General features: G+C 63.8%; 17 protein-coding genes and 2 pseudogenes. 13 read left to right on the top strand and 6 right to left on the bottom strand.

From position 1 onward, the window contains the following. The first annotated feature begins 220 nt into the window (after nucleotides 1-220). Nucleotides 221-1,468, top strand: a complete 1,248-nt coding sequence (locus tag HSR6_RS03125; RefSeq protein WP_071932782.1) for a DegT/DnrJ/EryC1/StrS family aminotransferase — start codon at nucleotides 221-223, stop codon at nucleotides 1,466-1,468. Between the two features lie 63 nt (nucleotides 1,469-1,531). Then, complete coding sequence (locus tag HSR6_RS03120) at nucleotides 1,532-2,731, top strand: carboxylate--amine ligase (protein WP_071932781.1); 1,200 nt, start codon at nucleotides 1,532-1,534, stop codon at nucleotides 2,729-2,731. Nucleotides 2,732-2,735: 4 nt separating this feature from the next. Here HSR6_RS03120 and HSR6_RS03115 read toward each other — a convergent pair whose 3' ends face one another. Next, complete coding sequence (locus tag HSR6_RS03115) at nucleotides 2,736-3,704, bottom strand: polysaccharide deacetylase family protein (protein ID WP_083426085.1); 969 nt, start codon at nucleotides 3,702-3,704, stop codon at nucleotides 2,736-2,738. Nucleotides 3,705-3,807: 103 nt separating this feature from the next. Here HSR6_RS03115 and HSR6_RS11380 point away from each other — a divergent pair. The 6 genes and pseudogenes from HSR6_RS11380 to HSR6_RS03090 form a co-directional block, all read left to right on the top strand. After that, nucleotides 3,808-4,350: pseudogene (locus HSR6_RS11380) on the top strand (Gfo/Idh/MocA family protein); the annotation flags it as partial. Between the two features lie 158 nt (nucleotides 4,351-4,508). Beyond that, nucleotides 4,509-4,733: pseudogene (locus HSR6_RS11375) on the top strand (Gfo/Idh/MocA family oxidoreductase); the annotation flags it as partial. 51 nt (nucleotides 4,734-4,784) lie between these two features. Next, a complete protein-coding gene (locus HSR6_RS03105; RefSeq protein ID WP_394327140.1) occupies nucleotides 4,785-5,351 on the top strand; it encodes a Gfo/Idh/MocA family protein in 567 nt (188 codons plus the stop codon). Continuing rightward, complete coding sequence (locus tag HSR6_RS03100) at nucleotides 5,348-6,715, top strand: nucleotide sugar dehydrogenase (protein WP_071932778.1); 1,368 nt, start codon at nucleotides 5,348-5,350, stop codon at nucleotides 6,713-6,715. Before HSR6_RS03105 ends, HSR6_RS03100 begins: the two co-directional genes overlap by 4 nt. Next, on the top strand, nucleotides 6,712-7,839 hold the full coding sequence (locus HSR6_RS03095; protein ID WP_158514131.1) for a DUF354 domain-containing protein: 1,128 nt from the start codon (nucleotides 6,712-6,714) through the stop codon (nucleotides 7,837-7,839). The genes HSR6_RS03100 and HSR6_RS03095 overlap by 4 nt, the downstream gene beginning before the upstream one ends. Further along, nucleotides 7,836-8,099: a hypothetical protein gene (locus tag HSR6_RS03090; RefSeq protein ID WP_071932777.1), complete on the top strand. Its 264-nt coding sequence runs from the start codon at nucleotides 7,836-7,838 to the stop codon at nucleotides 8,097-8,099. The genes HSR6_RS03095 and HSR6_RS03090 overlap by 4 nt, the downstream gene beginning before the upstream one ends. Nucleotides 8,100-8,155: 56 nt before the next feature. On the opposite strand, the gene HSR6_RS03085 is transcribed toward HSR6_RS03090, so the two are convergent. Beyond that, entirely contained in the window at nucleotides 8,156-8,632 is a 477-nt protein-coding gene (locus tag HSR6_RS03085; protein WP_071932776.1) for an NUDIX hydrolase, read from the bottom strand. 107 nt (nucleotides 8,633-8,739) lie between these two features. On the opposite strand from HSR6_RS03085, the gene HSR6_RS03080 reads away from it, so the two are divergent. The 4 genes from HSR6_RS03080 (at nucleotide 8,740) to HSR6_RS03065 (ending at nucleotide 12,732) form a co-directional block, all read left to right on the top strand. Continuing rightward, the gene (locus tag HSR6_RS03080; RefSeq protein ID WP_071932775.1) at nucleotides 8,740-10,080 is read left to right on the top strand and encodes a phosphopentomutase/phosphoglucosamine mutase; all 1,341 of its coding nucleotides are present in this window, start codon (nucleotides 8,740-8,742) and stop codon (nucleotides 10,078-10,080) included. An 83-nt stretch (nucleotides 10,081-10,163) separates the two neighbouring features. After that, the gene (gene glmU / locus HSR6_RS03075) at nucleotides 10,164-11,339 is read left to right on the top strand and encodes a bifunctional sugar-1-phosphate nucleotidylyltransferase/acetyltransferase (RefSeq protein WP_071932774.1); all 1,176 of its coding nucleotides are present in this window, start codon (nucleotides 10,164-10,166) and stop codon (nucleotides 11,337-11,339) included. Between the two features lie 150 nt (nucleotides 11,340-11,489). Beyond that, the gene (locus tag HSR6_RS03070; protein ID WP_071932773.1) at nucleotides 11,490-11,741 is read left to right on the top strand and encodes a HalOD1 output domain-containing protein; all 252 of its coding nucleotides are present in this window, start codon (nucleotides 11,490-11,492) and stop codon (nucleotides 11,739-11,741) included. Nucleotides 11,742-11,976: 235 nt separating this feature from the next. Further along, nucleotides 11,977-12,732: a TraB/GumN family protein gene (locus HSR6_RS03065; RefSeq protein WP_071932772.1), complete on the top strand. Its 756-nt coding sequence runs from the start codon at nucleotides 11,977-11,979 to the stop codon at nucleotides 12,730-12,732. A 26-nt stretch (nucleotides 12,733-12,758) separates the two neighbouring features. On the opposite strand, the gene HSR6_RS03060 is transcribed toward HSR6_RS03065, so the two are convergent. Together HSR6_RS03060 and HSR6_RS03055 are read right to left on the bottom strand one after the other, a co-directional pair. Beyond that, nucleotides 12,759-12,962 (bottom strand): hypothetical protein, encoded by a 204-nt coding sequence (locus HSR6_RS03060; protein WP_233488550.1) that lies wholly within the window; start codon nucleotides 12,960-12,962, stop codon nucleotides 12,759-12,761. A 700-nt stretch (nucleotides 12,963-13,662) separates the two neighbouring features. Continuing rightward, a complete protein-coding gene (locus tag HSR6_RS03055; protein ID WP_071932770.1) occupies nucleotides 13,663-13,938 on the bottom strand; it encodes a helix-turn-helix domain-containing protein in 276 nt (91 codons plus the stop codon). Between the two features lie 558 nt (nucleotides 13,939-14,496). Between HSR6_RS03055 and HSR6_RS03050 the strand changes: the two genes are divergently transcribed. Further along, nucleotides 14,497-14,712 carry a hypothetical protein gene (locus HSR6_RS03050; protein WP_071932769.1) on the top strand — a complete coding sequence of 72 codons (216 nt, stop codon included), beginning with the start codon at nucleotides 14,497-14,499 and terminating at the stop codon, nucleotides 14,710-14,712. Nucleotides 14,713-14,758: 46 nt separating this feature from the next. Here HSR6_RS03050 and HSR6_RS03045 read toward each other — a convergent pair whose 3' ends face one another. Together HSR6_RS03045 and HSR6_RS03040 are read right to left on the bottom strand one after the other, a co-directional pair. After that, nucleotides 14,759-15,313 carry a DUF7344 domain-containing protein gene (locus HSR6_RS03045; protein WP_071932768.1) on the bottom strand — a complete coding sequence of 185 codons (555 nt, stop codon included), beginning with the start codon at nucleotides 15,311-15,313 and terminating at the stop codon, nucleotides 14,759-14,761. Between the two features lie 145 nt (nucleotides 15,314-15,458). After that, the gene (locus tag HSR6_RS03040; RefSeq protein WP_071932767.1) at nucleotides 15,459-16,139 is read right to left on the bottom strand and encodes a DUF7344 domain-containing protein; all 681 of its coding nucleotides are present in this window, start codon (nucleotides 16,137-16,139) and stop codon (nucleotides 15,459-15,461) included. Nucleotides 16,140-16,267 lie beyond the last annotated feature (128 nt).

Raw genomic sequence — 16,267 nt, 5'->3', positions numbered from 1 at the left:
CAGTGGTAGGATCGACAATATCTGGGTTAATCCCACCTTAACGGACCTGTACGGGCCGAAATCTGTCTGGTGGTGTTATCCGATTTCGCCACGACCGGGTCGGTCAGCGACGGTTCGCGGACGCGAAAACCTGGTGTCCCTCGCCCAGTCGAGGAGCCATCAGGGGGCGACAGCGGTAAGCTGTCGGTACCTTAGTTGCCGGTCACACTCGGGACGGGTAATGCAACGTGAGTCCACCGGGCCGGCCGACCGACGGCGCCGGTCACGGCGGATGCGACTGGTCCCTCCTGCAGTCACGCCGCTGCGAGCCTCGGACATCGGTGCCGGACTCCTCGGACAGTTCCGGAACGAGGGACGCGGCCAGTTCCGTCGGACGATCGAAACGTCCCTCGACGCCGAGGGCAGCGGGACCTACACCTCGTTCCGACGCGCACTTGCTGCCTGCCTCCAGGAGTTGGCCCGGCAGGAAGACGACCGGGAAACGGTGCTGGTGCCGGCCTTTTGCAGCTCCGACTTCGTCGACGCCATCGAGGGAGTCGGGCTGGAGGCGGTCCGGTACGACATCGACCCGGAGACGCTGGCCGCCGACGAGGACTCGGTCGCGGCCGAACTCCGATCGGACCCGCTGGCCCTCGTCGCCGTCAACGTCCTGGGCTATGGGTCACCGATAGCCGAACTTGCCGAGCAGTGTGGGACCCACAACACGTTTCTCGTCGAGGCGCTCGGCTACGCGCTGGGGACGGAGTACGACCAGGAGCGCCTCGGCACGTTCGGCGATTGTGCGGTGCTGAACTTCCAGCAGGGGAAACCGATCCCGGTGGGCGGCGGAATGGTCGTCAACCAGAACCCCGCACTTTCCTTTAGCGACGCCGACCGCCCCGCGGTCGACGTGAACGTCGGGGCACTCGCCGGTTACACGGTGTTCTCGCGGCCGCGGGCCTACTACGTCTATTCACGACTCCGGACCCTGCTGGATGCGGCCGGGCTGTCAGCCCCAGCCACAACCCACCCGGAGCAGAAGTTCGACGTGGCGTACGGCGACCAGTTCGCGACGCTGTCGAACTTCCAGGGAACCGTCGGCCACCGGGTGTTCGAACGCCTTGATAACCACCGGACTCAACGGGAGCGAACGGCGCGGTTCTACGCCACCGAGCTATCGGACGTTGGCGGTATCAGGCACCTAACTCCCGTTGAGGGGCTCACATTGCTCCAGTACGTCCGGTATCCGATCCGGCTCGAGTCAGAGTCACTGCGGGACCGCATCAAGGCGTCGCTCGTCGACGCCGGCATCCAGGCGACAACGCTGTATGACTGGCCGATCCTCGACCCAGAGGCGTTTCCCGGCGCCGCGGCGCTCCAGCGTGCTATCCTCACGCTTCCGACCCACCCCTATGTCGACGAACAGGACCGCCAGCAGATCGTCGCCATCATTCGAGCGGAAGTGGCCGCCCATCAGAAATCGTCCTGAAGCCGCTCCCTTGCATGCCTTAGTCGCTGCATTACTTACCCCGTTGCGGTCGCGATTACACGTATGACCGGACACGAATCCAAAGGAGCAGCTGTCGTCCCGGCAGTTGGGACACCCGGCTCCGTCACCGCCATCCGCTCTTTGGGCCGTCACGGTGTCCACACCGTTGCCGTCTCCGAGAAGCAATCACCCCCGTCGTTCAGTTCGCGGTACTGCGATGAAACGGCAGTAGTGCCCTCTCCGACCGAGGACCTCGATGGCTATGCGGACGCGCTGCTCGAGCTTGCAGCCCACGATGCCGTCGAAGCGGTCATCCCGGTTCGGGAAGAAGACATCTACGTCCTCGCAAAGCATCGCGAGGCCTTCGCCGAACACATCGGGACGCCCTGGCCCTCCTTCGACAAATTACAGGACGTTCACGACCGCCACCGACTGTTCGCCGCCGCCGAGCGGGCCGGCGTCCCGGCCCCCGACACCAAACCGCTCGACGAGGTCGAAAACTGGGACCGCAACCGCATCGTCAAGGGACGGTACGCCTTCCTCACGGCCGACACCGTCGACGGGGTCCCCCCGGGCCAGTCCGTGGCACCGCCGAAAACGGTCTTCCTGGAGCCGGGGGTCGAACCTGACATCGAGGGCCTGATCGAGTCGATGGGGCACGTGCCGATCGCACAGGCCTACGTCGACGGGCCCGAGTACTGCTTCCGCGGCCTCTACCGAGACGGCGAACCGGTGGTCACGTCCCAGAAGCGACTCCACCGGGGGTACAAGTACGCCCGCGGGCCGAGCATCTACCACGAGGCAGTCGACAACCCGAAATTAGCGGCGACGGGGCGGGCGCTGCTCGCGGAACTCGACTGGGAGGGGCTTGCTTCCGCCGGGTTCATCCAGAACGACGACGGCGAATTCGAGCTCCTGGAGATTAACCCCCGAATTCCGGCGAGCGTCCCAGTCGATGTCCACGCGGGAGTCGACTACCCCGTCCGCTACTGGGAACTCGCCCGGGACCCCACCGTGAACCGACCCACGGACTACCGACCGGGAACAACGAGTCACCTGCTCCGCGGGGAACTGGTCTACTTACACAGCATCATCCGGGAGGATTACCCGCTCGCTGAGCGCCCCTCACTTCCGGGCGAGGTGTGGAACGTCGCATCCTCGCTCATCTCAGAGCCCCGGTTCGACCTGCTCAGCCTGGACGATCCCGGGCCGTTCGTCCGCGATACCTTGAACGCGGTACAGGGCGTCGTGGGGCGGAACTGAGCCTTCATCGGCCGAAGGTGACGTTGCGTGGCCGAACGCGTTCGCTATCGCCACCAGGTCGGTCCCGGTTGTCGACGCGGGCGGCCACGTCGGCCATCGTCTCGATCCGCAGGTCGGACCGATCACGCTGGGCGGCCGCGTAGGCGACGATCCGATGAATGCGCCTGCGGTCGCGATCCGTCTGCAGGTTGTTCGGGTGCAGCCACAGGTGAAAGAGCCCCTCCTCGCGGGACGCGCGGTCGATCCCCCGTTTTGCCATCCGGACGATCGGGTCGTCCCACAGTGCCGTCGTGACACGCCGCGGCCAATCCTCGAACCCGAAGAGGTACATCGAGGGCGGGATGTCCACCAGGCCGTACTCGTCGACAGTTGGGGTCACCAGCGGGAGTTGGCTGTGGCCACTCATCGTCAACAGTTTCCCGACAATTCGCCGGAAGCGTCCTTCCGACTGGGTTCCGGCCCCTCGATAACTGCGGAAGCCGAACGCCGCCAGGAGGTCCCGGTGGCCGACCGAGTTGCGAGGAAATACGAAGGACTCGAACTCCACGCCGATCGAGCGACCGGCGTCGACTGCGGCCGCGAGTTCCGCCCGCGCGATTTCACGGGTCGTCTCGGGCGCGCCGAACAGCACGTGTGAAAAGGAGTGACACGCAAGTTCGTGCGCAGCGTTCCCGTCGGCCACCTCCCCGATGAGGTCGGTCCCGAACCGAAGGTCCGGCCGGCCACTCCAGGGACCCCGTTCGCGTTCGAACCAGCCCTCGACGGACGGGTGCTCGGCGTGCAAGCCGTCACATTCGTTCAGGAAGAGGTGTCCAACGATGGCCCATGTCGCCGGCACCTCGTGTGTCTCGAGGATGTCAAGCAGTACCCGCCAGCCGGTCCGGGCGGCGTCCACTCGCGACACTGGGGGCTCCTCGTAGTCGCAAAACCCCCATCCCAGTTCGGCATCCACCGAGATTACCAGCGATCCCATTCGTGTCTCACGTTGGCTGATCCTTCGACGGGTTCCGATTAGTTATGCTCAGCTTACAGGCGTTCAACACCAGTGGCGACATCTTCGCGGGAAGTGATCGAGAATGGTGGGCATTACTGCCCGTGTCACGTTCGAATCCCTGCAGAAACGGGTGACTGCCCGCGATATCGTGTGGCGAGCGGCGGTCAGAAAGCCCTGCGGCGGTGGGACACCAGACCCATCCTACCAGTCGCAAGCGGGGAATAACAATCCGGTTCGACGGCTGATTCCCACCCGTGATAGAGATGCAAGGACCACACGATCAGCAAACCGTCCGGGGACGGGACAGATGAGCGACCGACCACCGTTCGATGGGCGGCTCGCAGCCGGCGTCATCGGGGTCGGAAGCATGGGACAGAACCACGCACGGGTGTACAGCGAACTCCAGGACACGACACTGGTGGGCGTCCACGACGTCGACGCCGATCGGGCGAAGCGGACGGCCGAAGACTACCGGGCCATCGCGATGGACAGAGACGAGTTACTGGAAGCAGTCGATGTTGTTTCCGTCGCGGTCCCGACGCCACACCATTACGACGCGGTCGCGGCCTGTATCGACCGCGACGTCGATGTTCTCGTCGAAAAACCGTTCGTCGACGACCTGAACCGTGGGCGCGAACTCGCCGAGCGGGCCCGCGAGGCAGGGGTCACACTTCAGGTCGGCCACATCGAGCGGTTCAATCCCGCGACCCAGGTGCTGGTCGAGATGGTACCCGATCTTGACGTCGTGGCCATCGAAATCGACCGTCTGTCGACGCCGATCGGGCGAAGCGGACGGCCGAGGACTACCGGGCCATCGCGATGGACAGAGACGAGTTACTGGAGGCAGTCGACGTCGCCTCCGTCGCGGTCCCAACCCCCCACCACTACGAGGCGGTCGCGGCCTGTATCGACCACGGCGTCGATGTCCTCGTCGAGAAACCGTTCGTCGATGACCTGGAGCGCGGGCGGGAACTCGCTGCCCGGGCCCGCGAGGCGGGGGTCACACTCCAGGTCGGCCACATCGAGCGGTTCAATCCCGCGACCCAGGTGCTGGTCGAGATGGTACCCGATCTTGACGTCGTGGCCATCGAAATCGACCGTCTCGGCCCACCGCTGGACCGAGACAACGAGGACAACGTCGTGATGGACCTCATGATCCACGACCTCGACATCCTGTTATCGCTGATCGATGACGATGTCACGTCCCTCTCGGCGGTGGCCCACGACGACCGCCACGCAACCGCCCAGTTCAAGTTCGAGAACGACAGCGTGGCGACCCTGACGGCGAGCCGGGTGACCCAGCAGAAGATCCGTCAGCTCTCGCTGACGGCACTCTCCTGTCGGGTGAACGTCGACTTCATCAGCCAGTCGGTCGAAATTCACCGGCGGTCCTTCCCCGAATACGTCGAGGCCGACGGCGACATCCGACACCGTCACGAGAGCGTCGTCGAGCGACCCATCGTCGAGACCGGCGAGCCGCTAAAGGCCGAACTGGCGTCGTTCGTCGAGGCAGCCGAAACCGGCACCGAGCCGGTCGTCACGCCCGAAGCGGCCCTGGAGGTGCTGGCGCTGCTCCAGGAGATCGAGGCGGACGCACTGGAGGAACCCCAGACGGTGGCGCCATGAGTCCCGCACTCGGAGCCCACTCCGGGCTGTACGACACCACCGCAACCGAGGCCGACCAGCGCGCGGCGTTCACCAGTGGCGAGGTACCTGTAGCCGTCTACGGCCTCGGGAAGATGGGACTGCCCCTGGCGGCGGTCTACGCGGAGGTGACCGGCAACACGATCGGCGTCGATATCGATCCGGAAGTCGTCGAGTCGATCAACGCCGGAAACACGCACGTCAAGCGGGAGCCGGGACTGGCCGAACTCGTCACAGCGGTCGTCGACAACGACGACCTCCGGGCGACGACCGACGGGGAAGCAGCCGCCGAGGAGGCTGCTGTCCACGTGCTGATGGTTCCGACGCTTTTGACCGACGATCGACAACCGGACCTCTCGCTCCTCGACGAGGTAGTCGAAACCGTCGGTGCGGGACTGTCACCGGGAGACGTCGTGTTCGTCGAATCGACAGTCCCCCCGCGCACGACGGCTGACCGGGTTGTCCCGAATCTCAGTGCCGCGAGCGGCCTGGACCCCGCAGCCTTCGGCGCGGCGGCCTGTCCCGAACGAACCGTCAGCGGGCAGGCGCTGCAGGACGTGCGAGGCACACATCCCAAGGTCGTAGGCGGTGTCGACGAGGAGAGTACCCGCGCGGCCGAACTCGTCTACGGCGAGATATCCGACAACGAGGTCGTCCCGACCAGCGACGCGGCGACCGCCGAGGCGGTCAAGGTGTTCGAGGGGGTCTACCGGGACGTCAACATCGCGCTGGCCAACCAGCTCGCCCGCTATAACCCCGCGATGGACATCGACGTCACCGAGGCCATCGACGTCGCCAACACCCAGCCGTTCTGCGATATCCACGACCCGGGCCCCGGCGTCGGCGGTCACTGCATCCCGGTCTACCCGTACTTCCTCACCGACCAGTACAACACCGACTCGTCGCTCCTGACCGCGGCCCGTGATACCAACGACGCGATGCCCGAGTACACCGTCTCGAACCTCGAAGCGATACTGGACGCTCACGGCGTCGCCCTCGAATCGGCGTCAGTGCTCCTGCTGGGAGTGACCTACAAGGCCAACATCAACGAACTCCGCAACGCGCCCTCGATCCCTCTGGTCCGGAACCTCCGGGAGCGCGGGGCGACGGTGTACGCGGTCGACCCCCTGCTGGACGATTGGAGCGTCGTCGGGGACATCGAGCCGCTCACACTCGAGGAAAGCACCGATCGAGCAGTCGACGCGGTCGTCCTCGTGACCCCACACGACGAGTTCGCCGACCTGGACTGGGACCGCTTCGACGCGCCCATCCTAGACGGTCGGGACGCCGTCAACGCGAGTGAGGTCGAACAGCCGGTGTACACCATCGGGGGCCAGTGGCCGTGACACAACAGCGTGTCGAGCGAGCGGGAAACAGTGACGTGCCCACGCCCACCGACACGGACACGGGCCTCCGAGTGCTGTTCGACGTGGGCCACCCCGCACAGGTCCACCTGTTCCGCAACGCCATCGCCGAACTCGGGGAACGGGGCCACGAGACGTTCGTCACGTCCCGCGAGAAGGAGGTCACCGTCGACCTGCTGGATGCCTACGGCATCGCCCATCGGCCGCTTTCGACCCGTGGGGATTCGCTGCCGTCGCTGGCAATCGAGTTGCTGGCTCGCGAGGTCCGACTGCTCGGGGTCGCGCGACGATTCAGGCCTGACGTCATCGTGAGCCGTCTCGGACCCGTTCCCGCTCACGTGGCGACGCTCGTCGGCTGTCGACACGTCGCCGTCAGCGACACTCACATCGACAATCGGTGGCTGCGGCTGGTGTACCACGGTGTCACACTCCCGTTCGTCGACACCCTCTGTGCCCCCGAGAGTTTCGAGCTGTCCGTCGACGCCCGGAAGCGCCGCCCGCTTGACTTCCAGGAGTTGGCATACCTGCATCCGAACTACTTCGACCCGGATCCGGCCGTCCTCGAAGCCCACGGCATCGACCCCGAAGAGCGGTTCTTCGTCGTCCGGATCGCTGGCTGGGACGCCTACCACGACGTCGGGTACGCGGGTCTGTCCCCCGAAGCCCTGCGAACGCTAATCGACCGGCTCTCGGAGGCGGGTCGGGTGTTCATCTCCGCGGAAGCGACCCTCCCGGAGGACCTGCAGCAGTACCGGTTGCCGACCGACCCGTCCGACATCCACCACGTCCTCTACTACGCCGACCTCTACGTGGGGGACTCAGGGACGATGTCGACCGAGGCTGCGATACTCGGGACCCCGGCCATTCGGACGAACACGATGGTTGGGGAGGACGACGAACCCGTGTTCCAGGCGCTCGAACAGCAGTACGGGCTCCTGCGGTCGTTCGCCGACGAAACCGAGGCGATTCGTGCCGTCGAGGACCTGCTCGCGGTAGGTATCGACCGGGTCGACTACCGTGAGCGCCGCGACCGACTGGTCGCCGACCAGCCCGACGTGACCGCACAGTTGATCGAGACGATTCTCGAAACGGAGGCACACGCATGATCGACGACACTGAAGACGAGACTCGAACCGTCGAGATACCGGAACGGACCGCACAGATCATCGCAGACCGGCTCTCGTGGACTGACTTTGAAACCGTCGACGAATACGTCACGTTCGCGCTCGGCCAGTTGCTACGGGAAATCGACCGACACGACGACCCGTCTGCGCATACCGGTTCGGACGGCGAAACCGCCGACGTCGACAGCCGACACACCGACGAAGCGGTTGCGGACCGGCTCGAATCACTCGGCTATCTCTGACATCCTCCCACGGCGAACGACTTCGGAGACGATCCCACAACGCAGGGGCCTAGCGGTCAGGGCCCGTGATCGCGAAGGACGTGTCGAACTTGTGGGAGGGTTCTCGCAGGCGGTTGGTCGGGATCGACCCACCGGGATTCGAGGACTCCCTCACCCCGGACCGGGTGTACCTCCGAGGCGACTGCACAGTCAAACACGGTGTAAACTGACACGGTCGACGGGCGACTCACGTGTGCGTACCAGAACCGCGAGACTGGACTGCCAACGACGGCGACACAGTCGAGTTCTTCGTCGAGTTCGCGCCGGACGGCGTCGGTCAGCGGTTCCCGAGGCCGGGCCCCGCCTCCGGGGAACGTCCAGAATCCCCGGCCGTCGGCATGGCGTTCCCGTACGAGGAGCACCCGCGACCCCGAGGTGATGAACGCTTTCGCTCCGCGCCTGACTGACGGCCCCGGCCGTGCAGCCGCGGAACCGAGCCCTGCGGCTGCGGGGAGGGAGTTCGACATAGTATCGAGCAGTCCGGCGAGCGCCATTAGTACAGACAAGTTACCAAGCGGTAAACCGAGAAGAACTCACCAAAACCCTGCCAGAAAGTCAGTAGGTAATTGATACTGATACAACTCGCGGGCGTCAACCGGCTATGTTCGGGACGAGTGGCATCCGGGGCCCAGTCGGCGAGACGGTGACGGGACAGCTAGCCCTCGACCTCGGTCGGGCGCTCGGCTCGATGGCCGACCGGATCGTGGTCGGCCGCGACGCGAGAACGAGCGGGTCGGCACTCGAGTGGGCCGCGATCGCCGGCGCTCAGGAGGCAGGGAGCGAGGTAGTGTCCCTCGGGATCGAGTCCACACCCACAGTCGCACGGGCCGTCGACTGGTATGACTCCTCGGCCGGGCTGGTCGTCACGGCATCCCACAACCCGCCGGAAGACAACGGATTCAAGTTCTGGACGCGGTCAGGCCAGGCGTTCGGGCCTGACCTGACTGCGACCCTGTCCCGGCGAATCGAGGATACGGCGGCGCTGACCGTGCCACCGGCCCAGATGGGATCGGTGCGTCGTGTTCGGGACGCAAGCCGACGCCACCTCGAAGCACTCCCGAAAGGCGACTGCGGGTCGCTCTCGGTCGTCGTCGATCTGGGCAACGGAACGGGCCAGCTGACCGTCGAAGCGCTGCTCGCGCGGGGATGTGACGTGACGGCGATCAACGCCCAGCGAGACGGGTCGTTCCCCGGACGACCGAGCGAGCCCACCGCGGCCAACTGTACTGAGCTTTCGACGATCGTCCGTGATGGTGACGCCGACCTCGGAATTGCCCACGACGGTGACGCCGATCGATTGATGGCCGTCGACGAGACCGGACGGTTCGTCTCGGGCGACGAACTGCTCACGCTATTCGCGATTGACGCGCTGTCCACCGATGGCGTAGTTGCCGCTCCCGTCAACGCGAGCGCGCTCCTCGATACAGTCGTCGGCGAACTGGGCGGCTCGGTCGTTCGGACCGCAGTCGGGGATGGAAACGTCGCGGCCGCGTGTGCCGAACCCGGCGTCGTCTTCGGTGGGGAACCGAGTGGGGCCTGGATCTGGCCTACGGAGACGCTGGCCCCCGACGCCCACTACGCCGCGTGCCGGCTCGTCGATATCCTCGGGAGAGGGGGCACGCTCTCCGACCGAACCGATTCCTTTCCCCGGTTCGTGACGAAACGGGAGTCGGTTCGGTCAGCGGACGGCTCCGCAATCGTCGCAGCGATCACGGATCGCGTCCGTGAACGGTACGACGACGTGACGGAACTCGACGGGGTCCGCGTCGACACGGCCGATGGCTGGTTTCTGGTGCGGGCCAGCGGCACCGAACCGCTGGTGCGGCTGACGGCAGAAGCCCGTACCGAACGGCGGGCGACGGAACTGCTCGAGGAGTCGAGGGGCCTCCTCGACGGAGTCCGCTCGACGCAACCCAAGTCGAACGAGTCGTTCTCCACGTGAGACCCGCCCGCAGCGCCGCGTGTTACGGCTCGGAATCGTCGTAACCTGTCCATACTAAAACAGATCCGCCGGGTAATTCGTCCGTGGACGTAATCATACTCGCCGCCGGACGGGGCACCCGGATGTGCCCCCTCACGGATGGGGCACCGAAACCGATGTTGCCAGTGGCCGACAGACCGCTCGCTGCCCACGTTGCCGACGCCGCTGTCTCGGCCGGCGCCGAGAAACTGGTGTTCACAGTCGGCTATCGCTCGACCGACGTCGAGTCGTTTTTCGGAACCGAGTACGGTGGCGTTCCAGTCGAGTATGCACACCAGCCAACCCGCTCCGGGACGGCCGACGCCGTCGCCATGGCGGTGACACACGTGGACGGCGCGTTCGCCGTCCTCAACGGTGACAACGTCTACGACGCGGCGAATCTGGCGAGACTATTTGAACACGTTCCAGCGGTCGGATACACCAGGGTCAGCGATCCCTCGGCCTACGGTGTGGTCTCCACGGACGGCGGGACCGTCACCGGTATCGTCGAGAAGCCAGCGAACCCACCCTCGAATCTCGCCAACACGGGTGCCTACGCGTTCCCCGATGGGGCCCGGAAACTGCTGGACGTCCAAGAGAGCGAACGCGGTGAACGCGAACTCACCGACGTGCTCGGGCGGCTTGTCGACCGGGAGACGGTGACCGCCGTCGAGTTTGACAGCTGGGCGGACGTCGCGTACCCATGGGATCTGCTTTCGGCCAACGAGCAGGCCCTGGAATCGCTCGAACGGGCGGTCAATGGCGCTGTTCATGCGGACGCGTCACTCCGCGGGCGGGTCACCGTCGAGGCGGGCGCGACAATCGACGCCGGCGTGGTCGTGGACGGACCCGTCCTCATCCGAGACGGTGCGACGATCGGCCCCAACGCGTACATTCGCGGGCCGACCGTCGTCGGCCCGGACGCCGCCGTCGGTCACGCTGTCGAGGTAAAAAATAGTCTCCTGCTTTCGGGTGCCAGCGCGAACCACCTCTCTTACGTCGGCGACAGCATTCTCGGACCCGGGGCAAATCTCGGGGCCGGCACCGTGACGGCGAATCTCAGACACGACGACGAACCCGTGCACGCAGGCGACGACGACCGCCCGACCAACCGCCGAAAGTTCGGTGCCGTCATCGGGCCCGGTGTCAAAACCGGCATCAATACGAGCCTGCAACCCGGCGTGATGCTCTCGACCGACACCTGGACGAAGCCTGGCGAAGTCGTCGACGCCGACCGGTGAGCGGTTCCCGGGTGGTAAATAGGGACACTCGTGAGAGTATCCCACTCACGGACATCGTCGCATCGGGCGATTCCCACGCCGGCTTAAATATGTTTCGGCCGTTCGGATTGAACTCGCGACACTTTTCCCGCCAGAGAACAAGCCCCCGATATGGAATTCGAGATCGAGGAAAACAAGCCGGTAAGTATGGCGGTGGTCCAGGCGGTCAGTACGGTCAAGGGCGCCAAACCCTGGTCGATCCCGCCGCTGGCCGAAGCGCTCGATCCGGACGCACTCGATGCCCTCTTCGAAACGGGGGCGGGCGGGACTCCCCAGGGAGCGGACCAAATCTCGTTTGACTTCGCGAACTTCCGGGTCAGTATCGATAACGGGAAGCGCCTGACCCTGAACCCCCTCGACTAGCTGCCCATCGCGACAGCGAACGAGATCTCGCCACCCTCGCTGAGCGTTTGGAACCGGTGTATTCTTGGATGGCAATTCGATGTAACCCCCAGCGGACTATCGATCCAGACGAGGAAACGGTGGCCATTTTCGCCGGCCAATTCGACGAGTGGGGCGGGCCCTTGGTGGGCGCGCTACCTAAGTAGCCAGAGGATTATACCCTGGTAAGACGGTCATTACGTCCGTCCAGTAGATTATGGGAAGCCAACAGGTCGCCGACCAACTCAGCACTGTCATGGAGAAGGACCCGCGGGTGAGTGAGTCGAACGTTCGTCACATCGACGGGGGATCGTCTCCGGTAGTGTTGGTCGGGGTCGTCCACGACCACCCAGCAAGTGTCCACCGCGCTGTTGCGGTCGTCGATGCGGTCGCGCCCGAGACCGTCGCCGTCGAGCTCCCGGACCTGTTATTGCCGGTCATCGAAGATGCGACCGCCGAGGACTCGACCGGCGCTGAGGAGGGCCTCGGCGGTGAGATGGCGGCCGCGATAGCCGCCACAGATGGCTCGCTCACCGGAATCGACGTGCCAGGCCGTGGCACTGGGCGGTCACTGTTCGCCGAACTCCGCAATGAGCGCCCGTCAGTGACGACCGTGCTACGGGCAGTCGGTGACGTTAGCCGAATAACTGCACACGCCCTGGTCGGGCGGCTGGCAGGACTGGGCGTCCCCGGCACGCCCGCTGTCGAGGATCTCGAACAGCGCCACGAGTATGACCTCCCGGCTGACGTCACCCCAAGGACCCAGGCCGAACACGAACAGGCCCACGTGCGGCGGAGCACGACGCTTCTGCGGAGTTTCGATCCGCCGGCGGCCACAGCATTTCTGGACGCGGTGCGGGAGCGGTACATGGTCAGGCGGCTCCAGTCCCTCCGGCAGGACGGGTCGGTAGTCGCCGTCGTCGGACATGGCCACCTCGACGATATTGAGGCGATGCTACAGAAGGCGGGGTGAACCGGGAGTTATCCCCGGCAGTGTCGTCAGTCCTTCAGGTGAACCGCATCGTCTCCGAACGACGCCACTCTCGAAGAGTCCAGTTCGAACATCTCTTGCCCTTCCGTCTCCCAGCCGAGACGCTGGCGGATGCTGTCTGAAATTCCTGTCTCCGGTTTCACGTGGGCCGTACCGCTCTGAACCGTTTCGATGGTGCCGACGTAGTCGCCGTCGTTTGTTCGTACCTTCATCCCTTCGTCACTTCGTCGGAATTTTCGGACCATAGTTAGTCATGGATGCAACCGTGCACTGGCACATCCGAGTCGATTCTACACGGGTCAGGTGCATTGTAATAAAGGTGCTATGCGGCGTTCAGACGAGATTACCGCTCGTGGCCTCAGCGAAGTGCTTAACGGGAAAAGAGCGCCGGATCGACCTCGAACCAGTAAGCCAGGAGATCCACGAGGGAGCACCAAGATGCCCGTGATTATCATCCGAGTTCTTCCAACCCGGAGCAGGTGATATCCCGGCGAATCGCTCGGCGGGAACACGGCGTCCCAGGGTGGCGTTGCGACCCATCAATTGCCGCCGGACAGTTTGAAGGTCAAATTGTCGTCGGGATCAAAATTGGGACTTGGAAAGGTGAAGTTTGCCGAGGATCGACGATCGAGCTCGTGGCAATCAGTGACTCGATTTCTCCCTGGGCCGTCCACGAGAACCCGAGACGGCGTCGAGATCGATAATTATGACGAGATAGTACCCAGTTGCCTCGAATTGGCGACAGTAAGTTGTGTCTACTTAGGTGGCTGAGTTCCGTACACGGAAGTATGCAGAACGGGCTCACCGAGAAGGACCGACGGCGAATCTCCGAGTTCCTCTCGGCCTCGAAGTACGAGCGGACCCCAGAAATGCTCATTCCGGACGACGACGAGAAGTGAAAACCACCGTTTCTTAGACCAGGTTCTGTGCCTCGATGGTCTCCCAGATCTCGCGGCCACGGTCGGTGATACCGTAGATACGGCCTTTCTTCCGAGACTCCGGCACGAGGAGATCGACGAGCCCACGCTCACGGAGGTCGTTCAACGCGCGTGAAACGTGGGAGTTGGCACAGCCGATATCCTCGGCGATCTTCGAGGTCGGTGCTGCCGAGTCGGCCAACCGCTGGAGAACCCTGATTCGGTAGGTCGAGCTGATTACGTACCCGATCTCGTCCCAGTCTGTACTCATTGGCCCCCTCTCACCGTTTCCGTCCGCCAGTCATCGTGGCTCATCTGATAGTTGTCCATGAAGGTATTTTCCCAGCGACACAGTCACGATTGTTCGACCCGATCTGGCGGGACTCTCCGTCACGACGTAGGATACATGATCCGGCCACTCAGGTATACGGCACTTACCGGCTCGCAAGCCACCTCCAACAGACATGGGGCCCAGTAGGCAGTCTCAACGAGTCCAAAGACTGGGACACAAACAGCCGGGTAGTCGGATTCGCTGCCGAGGTTCGAGGCCCCACCAACGAGCCGAATTCAGCTCGTCGATCGCGCCCGGTGTTTCAGTACCGGCGATTTTTCTCGTCGAGTAAGACGATCTTTCTCCGCTATGGGAAGTCCTACCAGTCGCTGAAATGGTTCCACAACTATCCCGTAACAACGCCGTACGTATCCGGCCAGAACCGTTAATCCCGTAAACCGATTCCTACCAGTATGCAGATTCGAGACGGATGGACGGACGAACCTGTGCGGCAATCTAAGACGACAACTGCTGGGCTCAATACCAGGAGGGGTCTCGATGGGTGAGCCCGAGAGAGGCGCGTGGGAGACCGTCGACGTCAACCCGGACCCGTCGACGGACCTGGGCTACGAGCACGAACCGTTGACCGCCATCCACGTCGAAGAGGACGGGGAACAATTCATCTTTCTCCCCAGTGAGGACGAGCACCTCACGGACGCCGAGTTCATCATCGCATCTCCCTCGTCAGTTCGGCAACTCTCGGACTGGCGGTAGGCTCAGTCCCCGCGACTACCACCGTCACAGCAATCTGAAAACTGACTCACTGGTCGTCGGGGACGAGCTCGACCGGTACCGTCGACTGCTGTTTCCGGTGGTACCAGTACTCGACCCCGACTGTCACCAGATAGCCGATCAAGATGCCGCCAACCAAAAGCGGCAACACGTTTGGTCCGAAAAGTGGCGTTACGATCACCCCGATCACCATCAGGGCACCAGCGAGAAGCAGGAGTGCGAAGTAGTGTCGACGCCAGGAGTACCCCGAGCGCTGCTTGGGGCTGAGAAAGGCGTCCATCTCTGTCGCCCGGTCGGTGAGTCTGACATCCCCCTCGTCGGAGTCATAATCGATCAGGTTGGTGGAGGCGAGTTTCGGGAGGTGGGTCTGGTACAGTGAGACGTACACGCGCTTTCGTTCCTGGCTCGTCAACTCGTCGATCTCGGTCTCGTTCTCCCAGGCCGCGATCTGATCGGCGAGGTCGCTCATCGTCGCCGACCCCCCATGCTGGCGGAGATAATAGAGAACCATCCGCCGGCGTTGACTACTGAGTATCTCGAATATCTGGTCCGTGCTCAGCCCGGCCGAATCGGAGGAACTCATCGTCCTTGAGTAGTTTGCGTGAGGGTTCGGCCGAATGTGTCCATACATTTCGTTGACGAGTTTACCCCATTGTTATGTATTCGATTCCCCGAGTAATGCCCACATAAAGCAGGGATTACCGGGCCAGAGGCGTGTTCATTGGCGTTCATGTGACCGCCGTTGTGTCGGTCGCCACGTCAGGATCGCCGCCCGATCGGAGAAGCATCCCAACGCCACCGAGGGTGGCCACCACGATGACAGCCAGCGCGGCGAGTAGCGAGAGCATCGATTGAGACTGCAGTAGTATCGCCATGGGCACCAGGGAGAGGCCGATGACCGGGAGACCGACGCGGAGCCCGGACAGCCGGTCTGTAGTTGCGGGGCGCTGCAGGTACGGTTCGACCGCGTCGGCGTTCGCTCCGAGTTCGATCAACCCCCGGGGTTTGTTGAACGAAATGACGTCCATGCCGTCCATCTTCGGCAGGTGACACTGGTAGAGTCCGACGTACACCCGCTTTCGCTCACTGGAGGTGATCTGTCTGATTTCTTTTTCGTTCTCCCAGGCCGCAATCTGCTCGGCCAGCTCGCTCAGCGATACCTGGCCGGGCTGTGATTCGAGATACTGGAGCACATAGCGGCGGCGCTGGTTACGCAGTAGTTCGAACGTTTCGTCGAGCGGCAACCCTCCTCGCGCCACGGGGTCGGTCGAATCGACGTTCATATCGCCGGTAGTCTCTGCTTTCGGCTGGTGATCTGATTCGATACCCCCGCTCGCACAGGTCGTGTCGGGGTTCGTGGTATCCGGGTCGATACGCCCTTCGGACACCGTTTCTGGTGCTTCGTTCATTGGATTGTCGCTGGGTTATGCCGCCCGTTCGTGCTGCGGTCTTTGTGTGCAGATTCACTCGGCCTGCGTTCAATCATGGATGTACAAATTCCATGAAATGGACTGAAGGACCCTGGACACAGCCGAAT

The sequence above is a fragment of the Halodesulfurarchaeum formicicum genome, from assembly GCF_001886955.1.
GTDB lineage: Archaea > Halobacteriota > Halobacteria > Halobacteriales > Halobacteriaceae > Halodesulfurarchaeum > Halodesulfurarchaeum formicicum.
This window is presented reverse-complemented; position numbering and strand designations above follow the sequence as displayed.